The sequence below is a fragment of the Virgibacillus necropolis genome (assembly GCF_044793635.1).
In the GTDB taxonomy this organism is placed as follows: domain Bacteria; phylum Bacillota; class Bacilli; order Bacillales; family Amphibacillaceae; genus Virgibacillus_F; species Virgibacillus_F necropolis_A.
Genome location: NZ_CP084992.1, coordinates 829,621 through 844,646 on the forward strand (window position 1 = coordinate 829,621; position 15,026 = coordinate 844,646).

The 15,026-nt window shown below is 36.6% G+C and carries 13 protein-coding genes and 1 riboswitch; of the genes, 3 read left to right on the plus strand and 10 right to left on the minus strand.

Going from position 1 to position 15,026, the window contains the following annotated elements:
• Positions 1 to 108: 108 nt before the first annotated feature.
• Positions 109 to 1,173 carry a tetraprenyl-beta-curcumene synthase family protein gene (locus LG329_RS04235; protein ID WP_404453765.1) on the minus strand — a complete coding sequence of 355 codons (1,065 nt, stop codon included), beginning with the start codon at positions 1,171 to 1,173 and terminating at the stop codon, positions 109 to 111.
• Between the two features lie 70 nt (positions 1,174 to 1,243).
• Here LG329_RS04235 and LG329_RS04240 point away from each other — a divergent pair, with 70 nt between their 5' ends.
• Positions 1,244 to 1,759, plus strand: a complete 516-nt coding sequence (locus LG329_RS04240) for a gamma carbonic anhydrase family protein (protein WP_404453768.1) — start codon at positions 1,244 to 1,246, stop codon at positions 1,757 to 1,759.
• 46 nt (positions 1,760 to 1,805) lie between these two features.
• Here the strand turns inward: LG329_RS04240 and metK are convergent, their stop codons facing one another.
• Positions 1,806 to 3,002, minus strand: coding sequence for a methionine adenosyltransferase (gene metK / locus LG329_RS04245; protein WP_404453770.1), 1,197 nt, complete (start codon positions 3,000 to 3,002; stop codon positions 1,806 to 1,808).
• 134 nt (positions 3,003 to 3,136) lie between these two features.
• Positions 3,137 to 3,243: riboswitch (SAM riboswitch) on the minus strand.
• A gap of 211 nt (positions 3,244 to 3,454) precedes the next feature.
• Between metK and pckA the strand changes: the two genes are divergently transcribed.
• The gene (gene pckA / locus LG329_RS04250; protein WP_404453773.1) at positions 3,455 to 5,044 is read left to right on the plus strand and encodes a phosphoenolpyruvate carboxykinase (ATP); all 1,590 of its coding nucleotides are present in this window, start codon (positions 3,455 to 3,457) and stop codon (positions 5,042 to 5,044) included.
• Positions 5,045 to 5,189: 145 nt separating this feature from the next.
• Here the strand turns inward: pckA and LG329_RS04255 are convergent, their stop codons facing one another.
• The 4 genes from LG329_RS04255 to LG329_RS04270 all read right to left on the minus strand — a co-directional run bounded on the left by LG329_RS04255 (position 5,190) and on the right by LG329_RS04270 (position 7,971).
• Entirely contained in the window at positions 5,190 to 5,744 is a 555-nt protein-coding gene (locus LG329_RS04255; RefSeq protein WP_404453776.1) for a GNAT family N-acetyltransferase, read from the minus strand.
• A gap of 262 nt (positions 5,745 to 6,006) precedes the next feature.
• A complete protein-coding gene (gene ytkD / locus LG329_RS04260; RefSeq protein ID WP_404456400.1) occupies positions 6,007 to 6,486 on the minus strand; it encodes an RNA deprotection pyrophosphohydrolase in 480 nt (159 codons plus the stop codon).
• 198 nt (positions 6,487 to 6,684) lie between these two features.
• Positions 6,685 to 7,005: a hydrolase gene (locus tag LG329_RS04265; protein WP_404453779.1), complete on the minus strand. Its 321-nt coding sequence runs from the start codon at positions 7,003 to 7,005 to the stop codon at positions 6,685 to 6,687.
• Positions 7,006 to 7,140: 135 nt separating this feature from the next.
• On the minus strand, positions 7,141 to 7,971 hold the full coding sequence (locus LG329_RS04270) for an ABC transporter ATP-binding protein (RefSeq protein ID WP_404453781.1): 831 nt from the start codon (positions 7,969 to 7,971) through the stop codon (positions 7,141 to 7,143).
• A 635-nt stretch (positions 7,972 to 8,606) separates the two neighbouring features.
• On the opposite strand from LG329_RS04270, the gene LG329_RS04275 reads away from it, so the two are divergent.
• Positions 8,607 to 9,662, plus strand: coding sequence for a type I restriction endonuclease (locus tag LG329_RS04275; protein ID WP_404453784.1), 1,056 nt, complete (start codon positions 8,607 to 8,609; stop codon positions 9,660 to 9,662).
• Between the two features lie 68 nt (positions 9,663 to 9,730).
• Here the strand turns inward: LG329_RS04275 and LG329_RS04280 are convergent, their stop codons facing one another.
• The 4 genes from LG329_RS04280 to menB all read right to left on the minus strand — a co-directional run bounded on the left by LG329_RS04280 (position 9,731) and on the right by menB (position 15,014).
• Positions 9,731 to 10,513: a nucleotidyltransferase domain-containing protein gene (locus LG329_RS04280; protein WP_404453786.1), complete on the minus strand. Its 783-nt coding sequence runs from the start codon at positions 10,511 to 10,513 to the stop codon at positions 9,731 to 9,733.
• 105 nt (positions 10,514 to 10,618) lie between these two features.
• Entirely contained in the window at positions 10,619 to 12,166 is a 1,548-nt protein-coding gene (locus LG329_RS04285) for a mechanosensitive ion channel (RefSeq protein WP_404453789.1), read from the minus strand.
• Between the two features lie 118 nt (positions 12,167 to 12,284).
• Positions 12,285 to 13,736, minus strand: a complete 1,452-nt coding sequence (locus LG329_RS04290; protein WP_404453792.1) for an o-succinylbenzoate--CoA ligase — start codon at positions 13,734 to 13,736, stop codon at positions 12,285 to 12,287.
• A gap of 459 nt (positions 13,737 to 14,195) precedes the next feature.
• On the minus strand, positions 14,196 to 15,014 hold the full coding sequence (gene menB, locus LG329_RS04295; RefSeq protein WP_404453795.1) for a 1,4-dihydroxy-2-naphthoyl-CoA synthase: 819 nt from the start codon (positions 15,012 to 15,014) through the stop codon (positions 14,196 to 14,198).
• Positions 15,015 to 15,026 lie beyond the last annotated feature (12 nt).

Here is a 15,026-nt window from a genome sequence, read left to right on the forward strand (position 1 = left end):
AAAGTCTGTCTAGCTCCAGCGCCTAGCGGACAACACCCACCTCCGTACGATAAGTCAACATCGGTTCAGTCCAGTCCATAAGTCGCTTAACAGGCGCTTGTGCTTTTCTTATTTACCTGTAAATTTATAATAAAGTCTAGTATTCCAATGGAAAAATTTAGCCTGTCCCCCACTTGTATCAAGTAAGATTTTTCTCATATCTTTTCCTCCATTTAAATCCTGTACTTTTCTATCACCTAAATATAATCCCACCAAACCGTGCTGGACCATCTCATGAAAACGTTGGTCTGGTAAATGTTGAACATGATGATGGGTTTCGTTTATAAAATATTGCAATCGTTCCTGTAAATGTGATTGACTATCATAATACGTACAAAAGTTTAAATCAGCTTCTGTTTGATCCTCATTCTGATCAATATAATAGTCTAATAAAATATGTAGTCCCTGCATATAAGGAAAATATCCACGATAAATATCTGATGCCATTTCAGGTGACATTTTCCCACCAAGTGTATAGGAAACTAAACAAAAAATACCTAACGTTGACCCTGCAGCTGCTGAAAATTCATACCAGTTTAATTGCGGATTATCATTTTTATTTTCAAACCAAGAGCTTAGCCTTGGTATTCTTTCATCATAATCCACATGCTTATGCACCTGTAGATCACCGTAAAGTTTACAAAGTTCCAGAACAGTACCTTGAATGTGTTGATAGCCATTAGCATTTCCCAAAGTCATTTGACATGTCTTAACTAAATCAGTTAAATATCCCCCATCATCCTGGTCATCACGTAACCTATAATAGTTTTTGACCGAACTTTGTGGTGACAATGCATCAAGCATTGATTGATGCAATAGGCGAAAATCAGACGGATCAAGAGACGTACTTCGATCACAAAGGTTATCTAAATAATCACTAATCGTTTGATAGGCTACAATAAATCGAATAGATTCTCTCCATTTTTCATTTGCGAGAATGGCATATACGCCCCCACCCTGGCAGTGAAATCGTTTGGAGGAAATGCTTGCGAGTGCTTGTATTCGTAACTCCTTGTTCGGAATCTGTTCTGCACGACTTTTCCAGTATGCTAATTCCTGACGTACTTGCGGGAATATATGTAGATAGACTTTCCACATTAAGGAAACAGATGATGTTGGCACATGGTTTGACAAGACACTTCCTCCATTCTATTTTAAAATTTTGTTATACTTACTTATATACCATACTTTTAGGAGGATTCAAATGATACATCACTATAAAAATATTACACCAACTATTCACGAATCAGCTTTTATAGCGAAAGATGCAGTAATTACTGGTGATGTTACGATTGGCGAAGAATCGAGTATCTGGTTTAAAACCGTAATTCGAGGCGATGTCGCACCTACGAGAATCGGCAATCGGGTTAGTGTTCAAGACCTATCGATGATTCATCAAAGCCCTAACAATACAGTAATTATAGAAGATGACGTGACAATTGGACATCAAGTTACCCTTCATTCTGCGATCATTCGTAACAACGCACTTATTGGGATGGGGTCGCTAATCTTAGATGGAGCTGAAATTGGTGAACATGCATTCCTGGGAGCAGGTAGCCTTGTCCCACCTGGCAAAAAAATACCTCCTCGTACATTAGCATTAGGTAGACCAGCAAAGGTCGTTCGAGAACTTACAGATGAGGATTATCAGGAAATGGAACGAGTAAGAAAATCATATGTAGAAAAAGGACAATACTATAAACACAATACTTCTTTATGATTAGAAAAACGTCACGACGCCAAAAACAGACCGTCGTGACGTTTTATTATTTTGTAAGAGCTTTTAATTCTTCTACTTTATCTGTTTTTTCCCAAGGGAATAAAATATCTGTCCGCCCAAAATGACCGTATGCTGAAGTATTTCGGAATATAGGTTTTTGTAAATCTAGCATCCTGATAATTCCTGCTGGTCTTAGATCAAATAGTTTACGAACTGCTTGAACTAAAGTTTCCTCAGAAACCTTACCAGTGCCAAATGTATTAACAGCAATGGATACTGGCTCAGCTACACCAATTGCGTATGCCAATTGCACTTCACAGGTTTTTGCTAATTCAGCAGCTACAATATTTTTCGCAACATATCTTGCTGCATATGCAGCAGAACGATCCACTTTAGTAGAATCCTTCCCGCTAAACGCTCCCCCACCATGACGAGCATATCCACCATATGTGTCAACAATGATTTTGCGGCCAGTCAAACCAGCATCGCCTTGTGGTCCACCAATTACAAATCGACCTGTAGGATTAATAAAGAATTTCGTTGTTTCATCTAATAGTTGATCTGGAACTACCGGTCGAATAACATGCTCGATTAAATCTTTTTCAATTTGTTCGGTAGTGATATCCTGGTGATGTTGTGTTGAAATAACGATTGTATCTACTTTAACAGGATTATCATTTTCATCATACTCAACTGTCACCTGTGTTTTTCCATCTGGACGAAGGTAGTCAAGTACCTTATCCTTACGTACATCAGCTAATCGCTTCGCAAGTTTATGTGCAAGTGAAATAGCAAGTGGCATTAATTCCTCTGTTTCATCACAAGCGTAGCCAAACATTAAACCTTGATCCCCTGCTCCAATTGCAGCGATTTCATCATCTGTCATTTTACCCTGTCGTGCCTCAAGCGCTGTATTAACACCACCTGCAATGTCAGCTGATTGCTCATCAATTGCTGTTAGAACAGCACATGTATCAGCATCAAAACCATACTTTGCACGAGTGTAACCGATATCCTTAATTGTTTGTCTTACCACGGCTGGAATATCTACATATGTGTTTGTAGAGATTTCACCTGAAACTAATACTAACCCAGTTGTTACAGTTGTTTCACAAGCAACACGTGCAAGTGGATCTTTTTTTAAAATTTCATCTAAAATAGCATCTGAAATCTGATCACAAATTTTATCAGGATGCCCTTCAGTAACTGATTCAGATGTAAATAAACGACGATTTGTAGCCATGTGGCTAAATCCTCCCTTTATAATGTGTTACGGATCTCTGTCTTTCCATATGTTATTATTTCAATATATTCAAAGTCCCGAAAACAAAAAAAGCCCTTCCTGCTATTCATGAGGAAAGGTGTTGTGGCCATTTCCTCTTATTGTTCAAGGAGTAATCCTTGCATCAGGTTAGCACCTTTTCACTAATGTGATGGTTGCTGGGTTTCATAGGGTCTGTCCCTCCACCAACTCTGAATAAGAGAGTATCCGTTCGTGAATAATCGTAACGAAAACAGGTTTACATGTCAACTTTTTTTGACTTTAGGAACATGGTTACATAAGATAGTATATAGAAAACTTTAGATTAGTATGGATTATTTTTATAAATGTGTTATACTAATAACCAGATTTATAAATTCTTACAAAATATTATTTTTAAAAAATAAAATCCATCCAAAAGGTAGGTATGATATATGAAATCGGTGGAACAATCATCATTATTACAAGAATTAACTTCGCTTAAAAACGTACAACTAAACTTATCAGTACCTCGTTTAGTTGAGAGGATATTGGATCGTAATGAAGGTACATTAATGGAAACAGGAGCAATTCAAGCCGCTACTGGTAAATATACTGGCCGTTCACCAAAAGACAGGTTTGTTGTTCGTGATGAAACTTGCGAAAACTTAATCGATTGGGGTTCAGTAAACCAGGAGATTGATGAAGCATCATTTGATAACTTATATGAAAAAGTTGTTAACTATTTAAAAGAACAAAATGAATTATTTCATTTCAACGGTTTTGCAGGTGCTGATAAAAAATATCGTTTGCCTATTCAGGTAATTAACGAGTATGCATGGCACAACCTGTTTGCTAGACAAATGTTCATTACACCAACTGAAGATGAATTACAATCACATAACCCTGAATTCACAGTCGTTTCTGCACCTTCGTATAAAGCGGATCCAGCAGTAGATGGAACGAACTCAGAGGCTTTTGTACTTATTTCCTTTAAGAAGCGTATCATTTTAATTGGTGGAACAGAATATGCTGGAGAAATTAAAAAGTCTATTTTCTCTGTTATGAACTACCTTTTACCACAACGTGAAGTATTATCCATGCATTGTTCTGCAAACGTTGGTCAAGAAGGTGATGTTGCATTATTCTTCGGTTTATCTGGCACAGGTAAAACAACACTTTCAGCAGATCCTTACCGCAAATTAATTGGCGATGATGAACATGGATGGAGTCCGAATGGCGTATTCAACATCGAGGGTGGTTGTTATGCGAAGTGTATTAACCTATCACAAGAAAAAGAACCTCAAATCTATAATGCAATCCGATTTGGTTCGGTATTAGAAAACGTTATCTTTGACGAGGATACTCGTAATCCGGATTATGATGACACATCATTAACTGAAAATACGCGTGCAGCCTATCCAATAGAAAATATAGATAATATTGTAACACCAAGTGTTGCAGGTCATCCAAACACCATTATCTTTTTAACGGCTGACGCATCTGGTACATTACCACCTATCAGTAAGTTAACAAAAGAACAAGCAATGTATCATTTCCTAAGTGGCTACACTAGTAAATTAGCTGGAACCGAACGTGGGGTTACTGAACCACAAGCAACATTCTCAGCTTGCTTTGGATCTCCATTCTTGCCACTTGCTCCATCAACCTATGCCAAAATGTTAGGTGAGAAGATCGACCAATTTAACTCGAATGTATTTTTGGTAAACACAGGCTGGACTGGTGGATCATACGGCATCGGAAATCGCATGAAGCTTTCTTATACTCGTGCAATGATTCATGCGGCACTTGAAGGTGAATTAAATACTGTCGAAACAACAAAAGATGATATTTTTGGATTGGAAGCTCCAATGCACGTTCCGGGAGTTCCTGATGATGTATTAGTTCCAAAGAATACATGGGAAGATAAAGAAGCATATGACACAGAAGCGAAAAAGTTAGCTGTGAAATTCCATGAAAACTTCAAGAAATTCACAAAAGCTGATAAAGAAATTAGTCAGGCGGGTCCACTATATAAAGCTTAATCGCAAAACTGATATTTCCCTAACGGATTCCGTTTAGCTGATTTTGTATAATAAATTACACTATATTTGTAGTGGTCTTAATTGAAAAATTAAAATGGCTCAGTTCAAAAAAATGAACTGAGCCATTACTTATGTATAGGGCTATTTATATTACTTCTTCCCATTCTTCTCGTAATATACCCATTTTTATTGCATCAAAATACTCACCATCTACTTTTCTTGCATTTCTTATTCGCGCTTCTTCTTTCATTCCGAGTTTTTCTGCAACCTTCATTATTCTTATATTTCCTGACCAAGTAGACATACCTAATCTATGTAAATCAGTAGACCTGAAAAGGAAATCAATCCACAGTCCATATGCTTCGGAACCGTACCCGCCGTTCCAAAAGTCTTTATCATAAATAACAATCCCTGTTTCAAGCCAATCCGTATTTTTATCTACCCAATGTGCACCCACGTAGCCAATCAATTTCCCATCGACACATATAATAAGTGAATCTGGAAGTCCAGGGAAAATTTCGTCTTCCCCACTCCAAATTTTACGGTATTCTTCTTTTGTCTTTCGCTCCTCTGGTATATATGGACCATTCCATTTTTTAGCTTCTTGTTCCTTTTCATCAAATTTCCAATAATATAGTTCATCAATATACTCTTTGGTAGCTTCCTTTAGCTCGACTTTTTCTCCAATAATTTCAACCATAATATGAACTTTTCCCCCTCAATTTATCTACATACCATTACACCAATTTCATCATAGTAATCACACTTAAACCATATCAACTAAATTTTACAACTTCTTCCCTCTAATTGCCATCGCTTTTAACTCCTTACAATATTTAATGTAAGGTATTACGTAACGTAATAGTCAATTAAAAACAAAAAATACTTTGGTTAACGTTTGCTGATGAGTAAGCGCATATAGAAAAAGAAAATAACGTCTCCTAGTTAAAAGGCAGGAGACGTTATTTTCTTGATAAATATTCTTGTTTAATTTTTTTCATACAAAGTGTTAAAACATCATCTTTCATGATAAAGCTAAATTTCGCATTGTTTTGTACATTATCAGGTACCTTTTCAAATAAAACTGGTCCATACGTTTCAAAATAAGTAGGTTGATTAACAAGTTCGTTTATTATTGCATAATAAACATTTTTTATCACAGTACCGCCCTTACCAGCAACGTAATACTGTCCAACATAGCTAATCTGCTCCACTACTCCACCAGTTTCTTCTTTCACTTCCCGTTTCGCAGCTTGTTCAGCTGTCTCGCCATCTTCCACTTTCCCACCAGGGAACTCCATGCCCCTGTCCTTATGCTTGGTTAACAACCATTTATTCTTATAAATACAAATTACCCAAACGTGTTTTGGTTCTTTAGAGAAATAATGGTCTTCAAATGTAAGCTTTACTTCATTGTTATAATAATCCCTAAACGTGTTCATTATTTCAGCTGCCTTTATCCCCATTTGAAAATCCTGGCTTATCGCCAAGTACTAGAGGCGATAGCCTAAGATTTTCTTATACTTTAAGTCTTACTCTTACAGTGAAAATTAATTAATCTCTACTAATGTATTCCTTTAAAGCAGCTGCCTTAAACTACTTTTGTCAAAAGTGATTTAAATGAACCACTTCTGTTAATCCTATAAATGCCTATCCGATAAAATTCCCATTGATTCGATATGCTCTTTTGCTTCTTCATCACCTAAATCATACAGCATTTGATATGCCCCTGTCATCCCACCATCATAATCATCATTCGATTTATCATTATGATAGGACATGATTGGCACATGCGCACGGAAGAATGCGCGGGTGTTCGCTTGATCCATGTCATTTAACTTTTCCCTGAGTAATATTACCTCTTCCTCCGTTGCATGAATGATAAAATCCTGATTATTACCATATTTTATTTGTGATACTTCTTGTGTACCCATATTAACATAAAACTTTTTCTTTTCCATTCTGCACCTCCTACTTATTAATTTGGCTAAAAATGAAGGAAGCATGTATGGAAAGAAAAATATTTATTAAACATACGAAAAAACTGGCATAAAAAGCATCCACGATGTCTTTTATGCCAGCCTAGGGTATTTAGATTATACTGATTGATTCGTTAGTTCCTGTGTGCGATTTGCGAAGATACAACGTCCTTTTCCATGAGGAATGCACATTGGAGTACCAAACATTGGATCAAATGTCACATCACATTTCATTTCAAAAACGTCATGTACCAAATTACAATTAACAATTTCCTCTGGTTTACCTTGCGCATAAACCGTTTTGTCCTTGATTGCTACTACATGATGTGCATAGCGACAAGCTAAATTTAAATCATGTAATACCATAACAACCGTACGGCCGTCTTTTTCATTTAATTCGAATAATAAATCCAACACATCGATTTGGTGTGTCATGTCTAAGTATGTTGTTGGTTCATCTAATAAAATCGTGTCTGTTTCCTGTGCTAATGTCATTGCGATCCATGCCCGCTGACGTTGTCCGCCAGATAAAGAATCCACCGAACGATCCTTTAATTCAAGCATATTGGTTGATTCAAGTGCCCTATTTACCGCATTTTCATCATCTTTTGACCACTGCTTTAAAAAGCCACGATATGGATGGCGACCTTGTTTAACTAGCTCCGTTACCGTTAATCCCTCTGGTGTAACTGGACTTTGCGGAAGAATCGAGAGCTTCTTAGCTACTTCTTTCGTTCCAAGTTTTGCAATGTCTGCTCCGTCTAAAACAACATCGCCGCCTTTTGGTTTAAGTAAGCGCGCTAAAGAACGAAGTAATGTTGATTTCCCACAACCATTACCACCAATAAATACTGTGATTTCACCTTTAGGTATTTCTATATTTAAATCGTCTATGATTATATCTTCGCCGTAACCTAGTGTCAGGTCTTTCGCTGTTAACGTTTGCATTGGAATCACTCCCCTACATCTTACATGAAAAAAACACCTACATGTATGTACGTATTCCTCAATAAAAATTAATGTATCTATAGTTTATTTGTTTTTCATCAATTAGTCAATGATTTTGAGAATCTTTATCAATTAGTTTTTACATTTGTGTGAAATTGCCTTTATGAGACATGCCCTCCCTCCCCAGTTAGAAATACCTTATCCAAATTGTTCATTAAACAAAAGGCTGTATTCCGAAAGATTATTGCTTTATAAGAGAATAGATGTAAACTGCGACATAGCATACCGCTCCGGAAATACACTACGCTAACATAGTGTCTGGAAGCAGTACTATATAGCTTCTTTTACTATTATGGCAGTTGATTTTCGCTGCGGACAGTTGACTCCTGCGGGAACAGCACGAGTCTGAAGACCCCGCAGCGGTGGTTTTCCGCGAGGAGGCTGAAGCCGTGCCCGCGGAAAGCAACTGTCCACAGCGGAAATCAACCAGCAGTTACCTCGCAATATATATCAACTATGAAGATGAAAAGCAACAATGCGTACAAAAAGAACCAACAAAAAGAGTTTTTAATCTATTGTCGAATTAGTAATATAATCCTAATAAAATAATATTAAATAATAGGGGGGGAAGATAAATGGACAAATTTATTGAACAGGTTAATGTATTATCAAAAAGAGTTTCTGATATAAAAGGTAATATTGCCACTGAGGAAGCAACTAAAACTTCTGTGATAATGCCTTTTTTTCAAACATTAGGCTACGATATTTTCAATCCAAGTGAATTCACACCAGAATTCACTGCTGATGTCGGTTTAAAAAAAGGCGAAAAAGTAGATTATGCTATCATGCATGAGGGTCAACCAGTAATATTAGTCGAAGCTAAATCCATCTCAGAAAACCTCACAAAACATGACTCCCAATTATTCCGTTACTTTGGGACAACCACCGCAAAGTTTGCAATCCTAACAAATGGAGTAATTTATCGTTTTTACACCGATTTAGAAGAACAAAATAAAATGGATACAGATCCTTTCTTCGAATTTAATTTACTAAACATAAAGGAAAATCAGCTTCAGGAATTATATAAATTTAGAAAGGATAGTTTCGATTTAGACAAAATCTTTGATACTGCATCAGATTTGAAGTATGTAAATAAAGCCAAAGAATTTTTAAATCAACAATGGAGCAATCCAACAGACGATTTTGTATGGTATATTACCGGTCAAATATATGAAGGAAAAAGAACGAAGCATTTGCTTGGAAAGTTTGAACCAATTATAAAAAAGACCTTCAAACAATTCGTAAACGAAATGGTGAATGAAAAATTAAATGCGGCACTTAAAACTACAAATATCGAAAATGAAGAAAAGGAAACTGTAGAAGAGCCAATTATTGAACCCAAAGAATTGATTGTCACAACTGAAGAAGAAATTGAAGGTTACTCAATTGTTAAAGTGATATTGCATGATGTTATAGATCTAAACCGTGTTCAATATCGGGACAATAAAAGTTACTTTAACATTTTGTTGGATAACAGCATAAGAAAATGGATAGTACGACTGGGACTAAGTAAATCAAATAAATATATCAAATTTAATGATGAGGATAGAACAACGGTTAATATTGATAGTGTTACAGATATACTTAAACACTCAGATCAAATTAAAAAAATAGCTGAGAAGTATATTTAAACATCTTGAATCACCACACACAAATTTAATTTTATTTGTGTGTGGTGACGCTATAAAAGCTTATATATTTATATAGAATTATTCTGCAAATGAAATTCAACCATTTTATTTAGTAATAACATTGCTTGGTCCTCATCCTTTAATTGAGAAGCAATCCAATCAGCTTCTTTCGATAAAAAGCTGCTTAACAAAAATGCGGCATGCTGATGTTTTTTAGGTGTTAACTGTTCAGAAACCTCATTCAACAGGCGTATAATTTCCTCAGGTAATGATTTTTCAATCGTTTTTAATCCTAACTGGGCTCGTTTCGGATTATACCGATGAAGTAGGACTCTTGCTAAATGTTGCATGACATTCGTAAGCATTTTAACGGACCAGAGATCGTTTCCTCTTGCAGCAGATTTTTTATACTGGAACATGAACCAGGCAACGTCCAAAACATCTTCTCTAAATTCAAAATCTGAAATCACCAAGCTCTGCTTATCCTTAAATCCGTCCAACAATTGGTTTGGATCATATATAACTTTAAAATAATCCTTATCTAAAAACGATTCCTTTGTAACCGTAAATAAATCAATATGTAGGTAATCATCATAAACTGCTATTATTTGCGGGGCTATGATAAATATATCGTCATAGAAAAAGATGGAACGATAAGCCTCGAGATGATTTATTCTTCTAGACAAAAAGCTAGCCTCATCTTTCTTATCCACCAAGCAATATAGGTCAATATCCGAATGCTCGTCATATTCATTTCTTCCCATAGAACCTTTTAAAAATATTGCTTGAACACATTCATCATTTTGTAAACTTTTAGATATTTTTTCTACTGCTATATCTTGTATCAGCATATAATGCCCCCCCTTATAAAAATATTACCTCAGTATACAACAATAGAAAAAACAGTCCAACTCATAGGCTGGACTGTTTCGATTAAGATTAGTGTAAGAATCCTTTTAGTTTCTAAAGTCATCACCAAACTCATTATTATTGTTCGTTTTAGACTTATCTACTTTTGTTTCCTCTATAGTTTTATCAAATTTGCTTAAATATTTACTAGCAAATTCTTTTCCGCCTAATCCGAATGCAAGACCGAATGCTAACGCCAATCCACCCAGGATTAGAATAAATGCAGAGCTTACAATTTCGGTTGCGATTCCTAGCTGTGATAATGCCATAAATACCGCAAGAACGAGAATTGTATATTTTGCAAATGAAGTAAGGATGTTACTAGCTGGACCTGACAATATATTCGCTAATACTTTCTCTACTATATTCGCTATTACCAATGCTACTACAAGAATTAACACTGCAGCTAGTACATTTGGTAAGTAAGCGGTAATTCCTGATGCAATGTCAACTAAGAAATCAAGTTTGATTAAGTTTAGTGCCTGAACCGCTAAGAAGAACACGATCAATACTTGTACAATATATCCGACAACAGCTGATGGCGTTTTCTTACTAGTTTTATTTCCTATCTGCATTTTGTTTGATAGATGATCAAAGCCCATACGCTCTAGGAAGTTTTCTACAAAACCACCAATCAATCTACCCAGCCAAATTCCAACTAATATTAATGCGATCGCAATTAGTATGTTTGGAAGCATGTTCATGATGTCATTCAACATTGCGACTGCAGGTTCTGTAATAGCTGCTAATTCTAATTGCTCTAGTGCTGAAATTGTGATTGGAATCATGATGATGACAAATAATAAGTTGCCAACAAATGATGCGAAGCTTGTTCCTTCAAATACCTTTTGTAGTTTTAATTTAACAATAAGTCCTTCTGAACCTAATGTTAGTAATAGGTTCACAACGATATCCTTGATAATTTTTGCAACAAACCAACCTACTACGAAAATAAGTACCGCAGCTACTAGCTTAGGGATAAATGCTAAAATAGTTGCTACTAAGCCACTAAATGGTTCAGCTACTCCTTCAATACTTAGTGCATCCAATACACCCGGGATAAACATTAAAAGGATAAAATAGAATGCAATTTTACCAATAGTATTTAAGAAGTTTCCTGCTTCTTCTTCATCGTTCGAAATTTTGAACTTAGTAAACAGTTGGTGGGCATTCACTTTCTTCCCACCAGTTACAATTAACCATTGAACAAGTGACGCAATAACCCATGCAAGTAATAAAATAAGTGCTGCTTTTAAAACTGCTGGAATAAAGCTAAAGAAGGTTGATATTAAATCCGACAACGGGTTTGCGATCATATTCAGATTTAATAAGTTAAAGAATAGAATAAATACAATGATTAGTAATATGTAATAAACCACTTTTCCAATGATCTTATTGGAGTTGATCGGTTTATCACTGGAACGAAAACGGCCAAATACTTTTTCATCAAGATTCGTTTTACCAAGTGCTTTTTCAATTGCACCAGCAATTCCTTTCGCGATTAGCCAACCTATTAATAAAACAATTAGTGCGATAACAAAATTTTGTAGCCCATTAATAAAGCTAGCTGAAAAATAGTCGTTCATAAAGTTCATAAATATTTCCCCTTTCAAACAGTATATTTTTCTATACCACTAGAGGAGATTTATAAACTATATTGTCGAAAACTCAGTCATTAATTACCATTAAATTACCAGTATATGTAATTATCTACTATATTAAATCGCATAATTTATTTCTTAATAGCTTATTTGATGCATTTCTAGGTAGCCCGGATACAAAATTAATCTTTCTTGGTACTTTATATTTCGCTAAATTTTCGGATGCATATTGCAGGATGTCTACCTCAGAAACGGATTCATCATCTAGAACGATAAACGCATATGGTACCCGCCCCCATTGCGAATCTTCCACTCCTGTAACACCGACTTCCTTAACGCCATACATAGCCGAAAGAACACTTTCGATTTCTGACGGATAGATATTCTCACCACCAGAAATTATTAAATCCTTTCGCCTGTCGACAACGTAAAGAAAGCCCTCGTCATCCAATTGACCTAAATCACCAGTGGATAACCAGCTATTCTGAATAGAACTTTCAGTAGCCTGTTCATTTTTATAATAGCCTTTTGTCACCATAGGCCCTTTTACAACGATTTCACCTACTCCATCGTGACCCTGATCAATGATTCTAAGTTGCGCCGGAAATAGAGGTTTTCCAGCAGAACCAAGTTTACGGAGTGCGTCATTCGGACCAAGTGTTACAATTTGGGACGATGTTTCTGTCATACCGTATGATTGAAAAACTGGAATTTGTTTCATTTTGGACTTTTCCAGCATGGATCTTGGGGCTGGCCCGCCCCCTAAAAGCATGCAACGGAATGTATCTGGGTATTGCTGTTCTTCAAGCAAATCTATTAAGCGGTGTAGCATGACTGTAACAACCGAAGCAATGGTTACGCCTCTATTCATGATGGCATGATGAACCTTTTTTCCATCAAATTTTTCCAGCAAGTAGACCGGCATACCATAAATGACACTTTTTAAAAGAATGGACAGTCCACCTATATGAAATAACGGCAATACCGCTAACCATTTGTCCGTTGCATGAATTCCAATGTTAAGTGCTGATCCTGTTGCACTCCACCAATGGTTTCCATATGTATGTACAACCCCTTTTGGGTTTCCTGTAGTGCCGGATGTATACATGATAGTGAATGCATCGTCTAATGCTATTTCTAAAGCAAGTTGAACATTTTCTTCATCAAGTGTTCTAACCTCTGAGAAGGACAATATTTGGGGGGCAAAACTCATATCCATTAACTGATTTTCTAGACAATCCGCCACTAAAATAAGGGACACCTCAGCATCTTCTATTTGGAAGTTTAGCTCTTTTTCTGTTAAACGTATATTGAAGAAAACACCTACCGCGCCTAAATAACTCAATGCATGAATCGCAATAACCATTTCTATACAATTGTTTGAAAAGATCCCTACCTTTGATTCTTTTCCGATCCCCTGCCACGCTAACCTTTTTGCAAAAGATTGGCTTTTATCCTTTAATTCTATAAAAGTTAAGCAATTACCATTTTCTAGTTCAAGTGCAGTGTCATTTGGTGCAAGACTAGCTTGTTTGGTTAACCAATGTGGAATAATTTCACTCATGATATGTTCCTCCATCAAGTCATAAATTAGTGAAAAAACCTTTGCTCGTTACAAGCAAAGGTTTTTAATATGACAGACTTTTATCTGTCTAGCTGCGGCTCCTAGCGACTAGCAGATAGTTGATCCTGTTGAACGTACGGAAAGATCACCGTACTTTTCACAGTTCCATCTATCTGTACGTCACTGATCAGTCGCCTTCGCTTTTCTTTGTCTAGCTGCGGCTCCTAGCGACTAGCAGATAGTTGATCCTGTTGAACGTACGGAAAGATCACCGTACTTTTCACAGTTCCATCTATCTGTACGTCACTGATCAGTCGCCTTCGCTTTTCTTTATCTAGCTACGGCTCCTAGCGACTAGCAGATAGTTGATCCTGTTGAACGTACGGAAAGATCACCGTACTTTTCACAGTTCCATCTATCTGTACGTCGCTGACCAGTCGCCTTCGCTTTTCTTTATCATCACGGAAATCGTGGGAATTTTTTAAAGTCTGGTTTTCTTTTTTCTTTAAATGCATCGCGACCTTCTTTAGCCTCATCGGTTGTGTAATAAAGAAGCGTTGCGTCTCCACCCATTTGTTGTAATCCTGCTAACCCATCTGTGTCAGCATTAAATGATGCTTTTAAGAAACGTAGTGCAGTTGGTGATTTTTCTAGAATTTCGGCACACCATTGCATTGTTTCTTCTTCTAAGTTTTCCAATGGAACAACTGTGTTCACAAGGCCCATGTCCATTGCTTCGTCAGCACTGTATTGACGGCACAAGTACCAAATTTCTTTTGCACGTTTATGACCAATTGTTCGTGCTAGTAACCCAGCACCATAACCTGCATCAAAGCTTCCAACCTTAGGACCAGTTTGTCCAAAAACAGCATTGTCCGCAGCAATTGTTAAGTCACAAACTAGGTGTAGAACGTGTCCACCGCCAATAGCATAGCCAGATACCATTGCAATTACAGGCTTAGGAATCACGCGAATTAAACGTTGTAGATCCAATACATTCAAACGTGGTACTTGGTCATCGCCAACATATCCACCGTGTCCTCGTACTGATTGGTCTCCACCAGAACAAAATGCTTTGTCGCCTGCACCAGCTAAAACAATAACTCCAACAGATGAGTCATCTCGTGCATCCGCAAAAGCATCAATCATTTCATTAACAGTAAGTGGTGTAAACGCATTATGCTTCTCAGGACGATTCATTGTTACTCTTGCTACACCATCATATTTTTCATAAACAATTTCTTTATACTTTCTTACTTCTTCCCATTGAACACTCATGATTTTCCTCCT

Bases quoted from the DNA above. Each gene is read 5' to 3' on its own strand.
- LG329_RS04240 (WP_404453768.1), top strand. From the start codon at position 1,244: ATGATACATCACTATAAAAATATTACACCAACTATTCACGAATCAGCT.
- metK (WP_404453770.1), bottom strand. From the start codon at position 3,002: ATGGCTACAAATCGTCGTTTATTTACATCTGAATCAGTTACTGAAGGG.
- pckA (WP_404453773.1), top strand. From the start codon at position 3,455: ATGAAATCGGTGGAACAATCATCATTATTACAAGAATTAACTTCGCTT.
- LG329_RS04255 (WP_404453776.1), bottom strand. From the start codon at position 5,744: ATGGTTGAAATTATTGGAGAAAAAGTCGAGCTAAAGGAAGCTACCAAA.
- ytkD (WP_404456400.1), bottom strand. From the start codon at position 6,486: ATGAACACGTTTAGGGATTATTATAACAATGAAGTAAAGCTTACATTT.
- LG329_RS04265 (WP_404453779.1), bottom strand. From the start codon at position 7,005: ATGGAAAAGAAAAAGTTTTATGTTAATATGGGTACACAAGAAGTATCA.
- LG329_RS04270 (WP_404453781.1), bottom strand. From the start codon at position 7,971: ATGCAAACGTTAACAGCGAAAGACCTGACACTAGGTTACGGCGAAGAT.
- LG329_RS04275 (WP_404453784.1), top strand. From the start codon at position 8,607: ATGGACAAATTTATTGAACAGGTTAATGTATTATCAAAAAGAGTTTCT.
- LG329_RS04280 (WP_404453786.1), bottom strand. From the start codon at position 10,513: ATGCTGATACAAGATATAGCAGTAGAAAAAATATCTAAAAGTTTACAA.
- LG329_RS04285 (WP_404453789.1), bottom strand. From the start codon at position 12,166: ATGAACTTTATGAACGACTATTTTTCAGCTAGCTTTATTAATGGGCTA.
- LG329_RS04290 (WP_404453792.1), bottom strand. From the start codon at position 13,736: ATGAGTGAAATTATTCCACATTGGTTAACCAAACAAGCTAGTCTTGCA.
- menB (WP_404453795.1), bottom strand. From the start codon at position 15,014: ATGAGTGTTCAATGGGAAGAAGTAAGAAAGTATAAAGAAATTGTTTAT.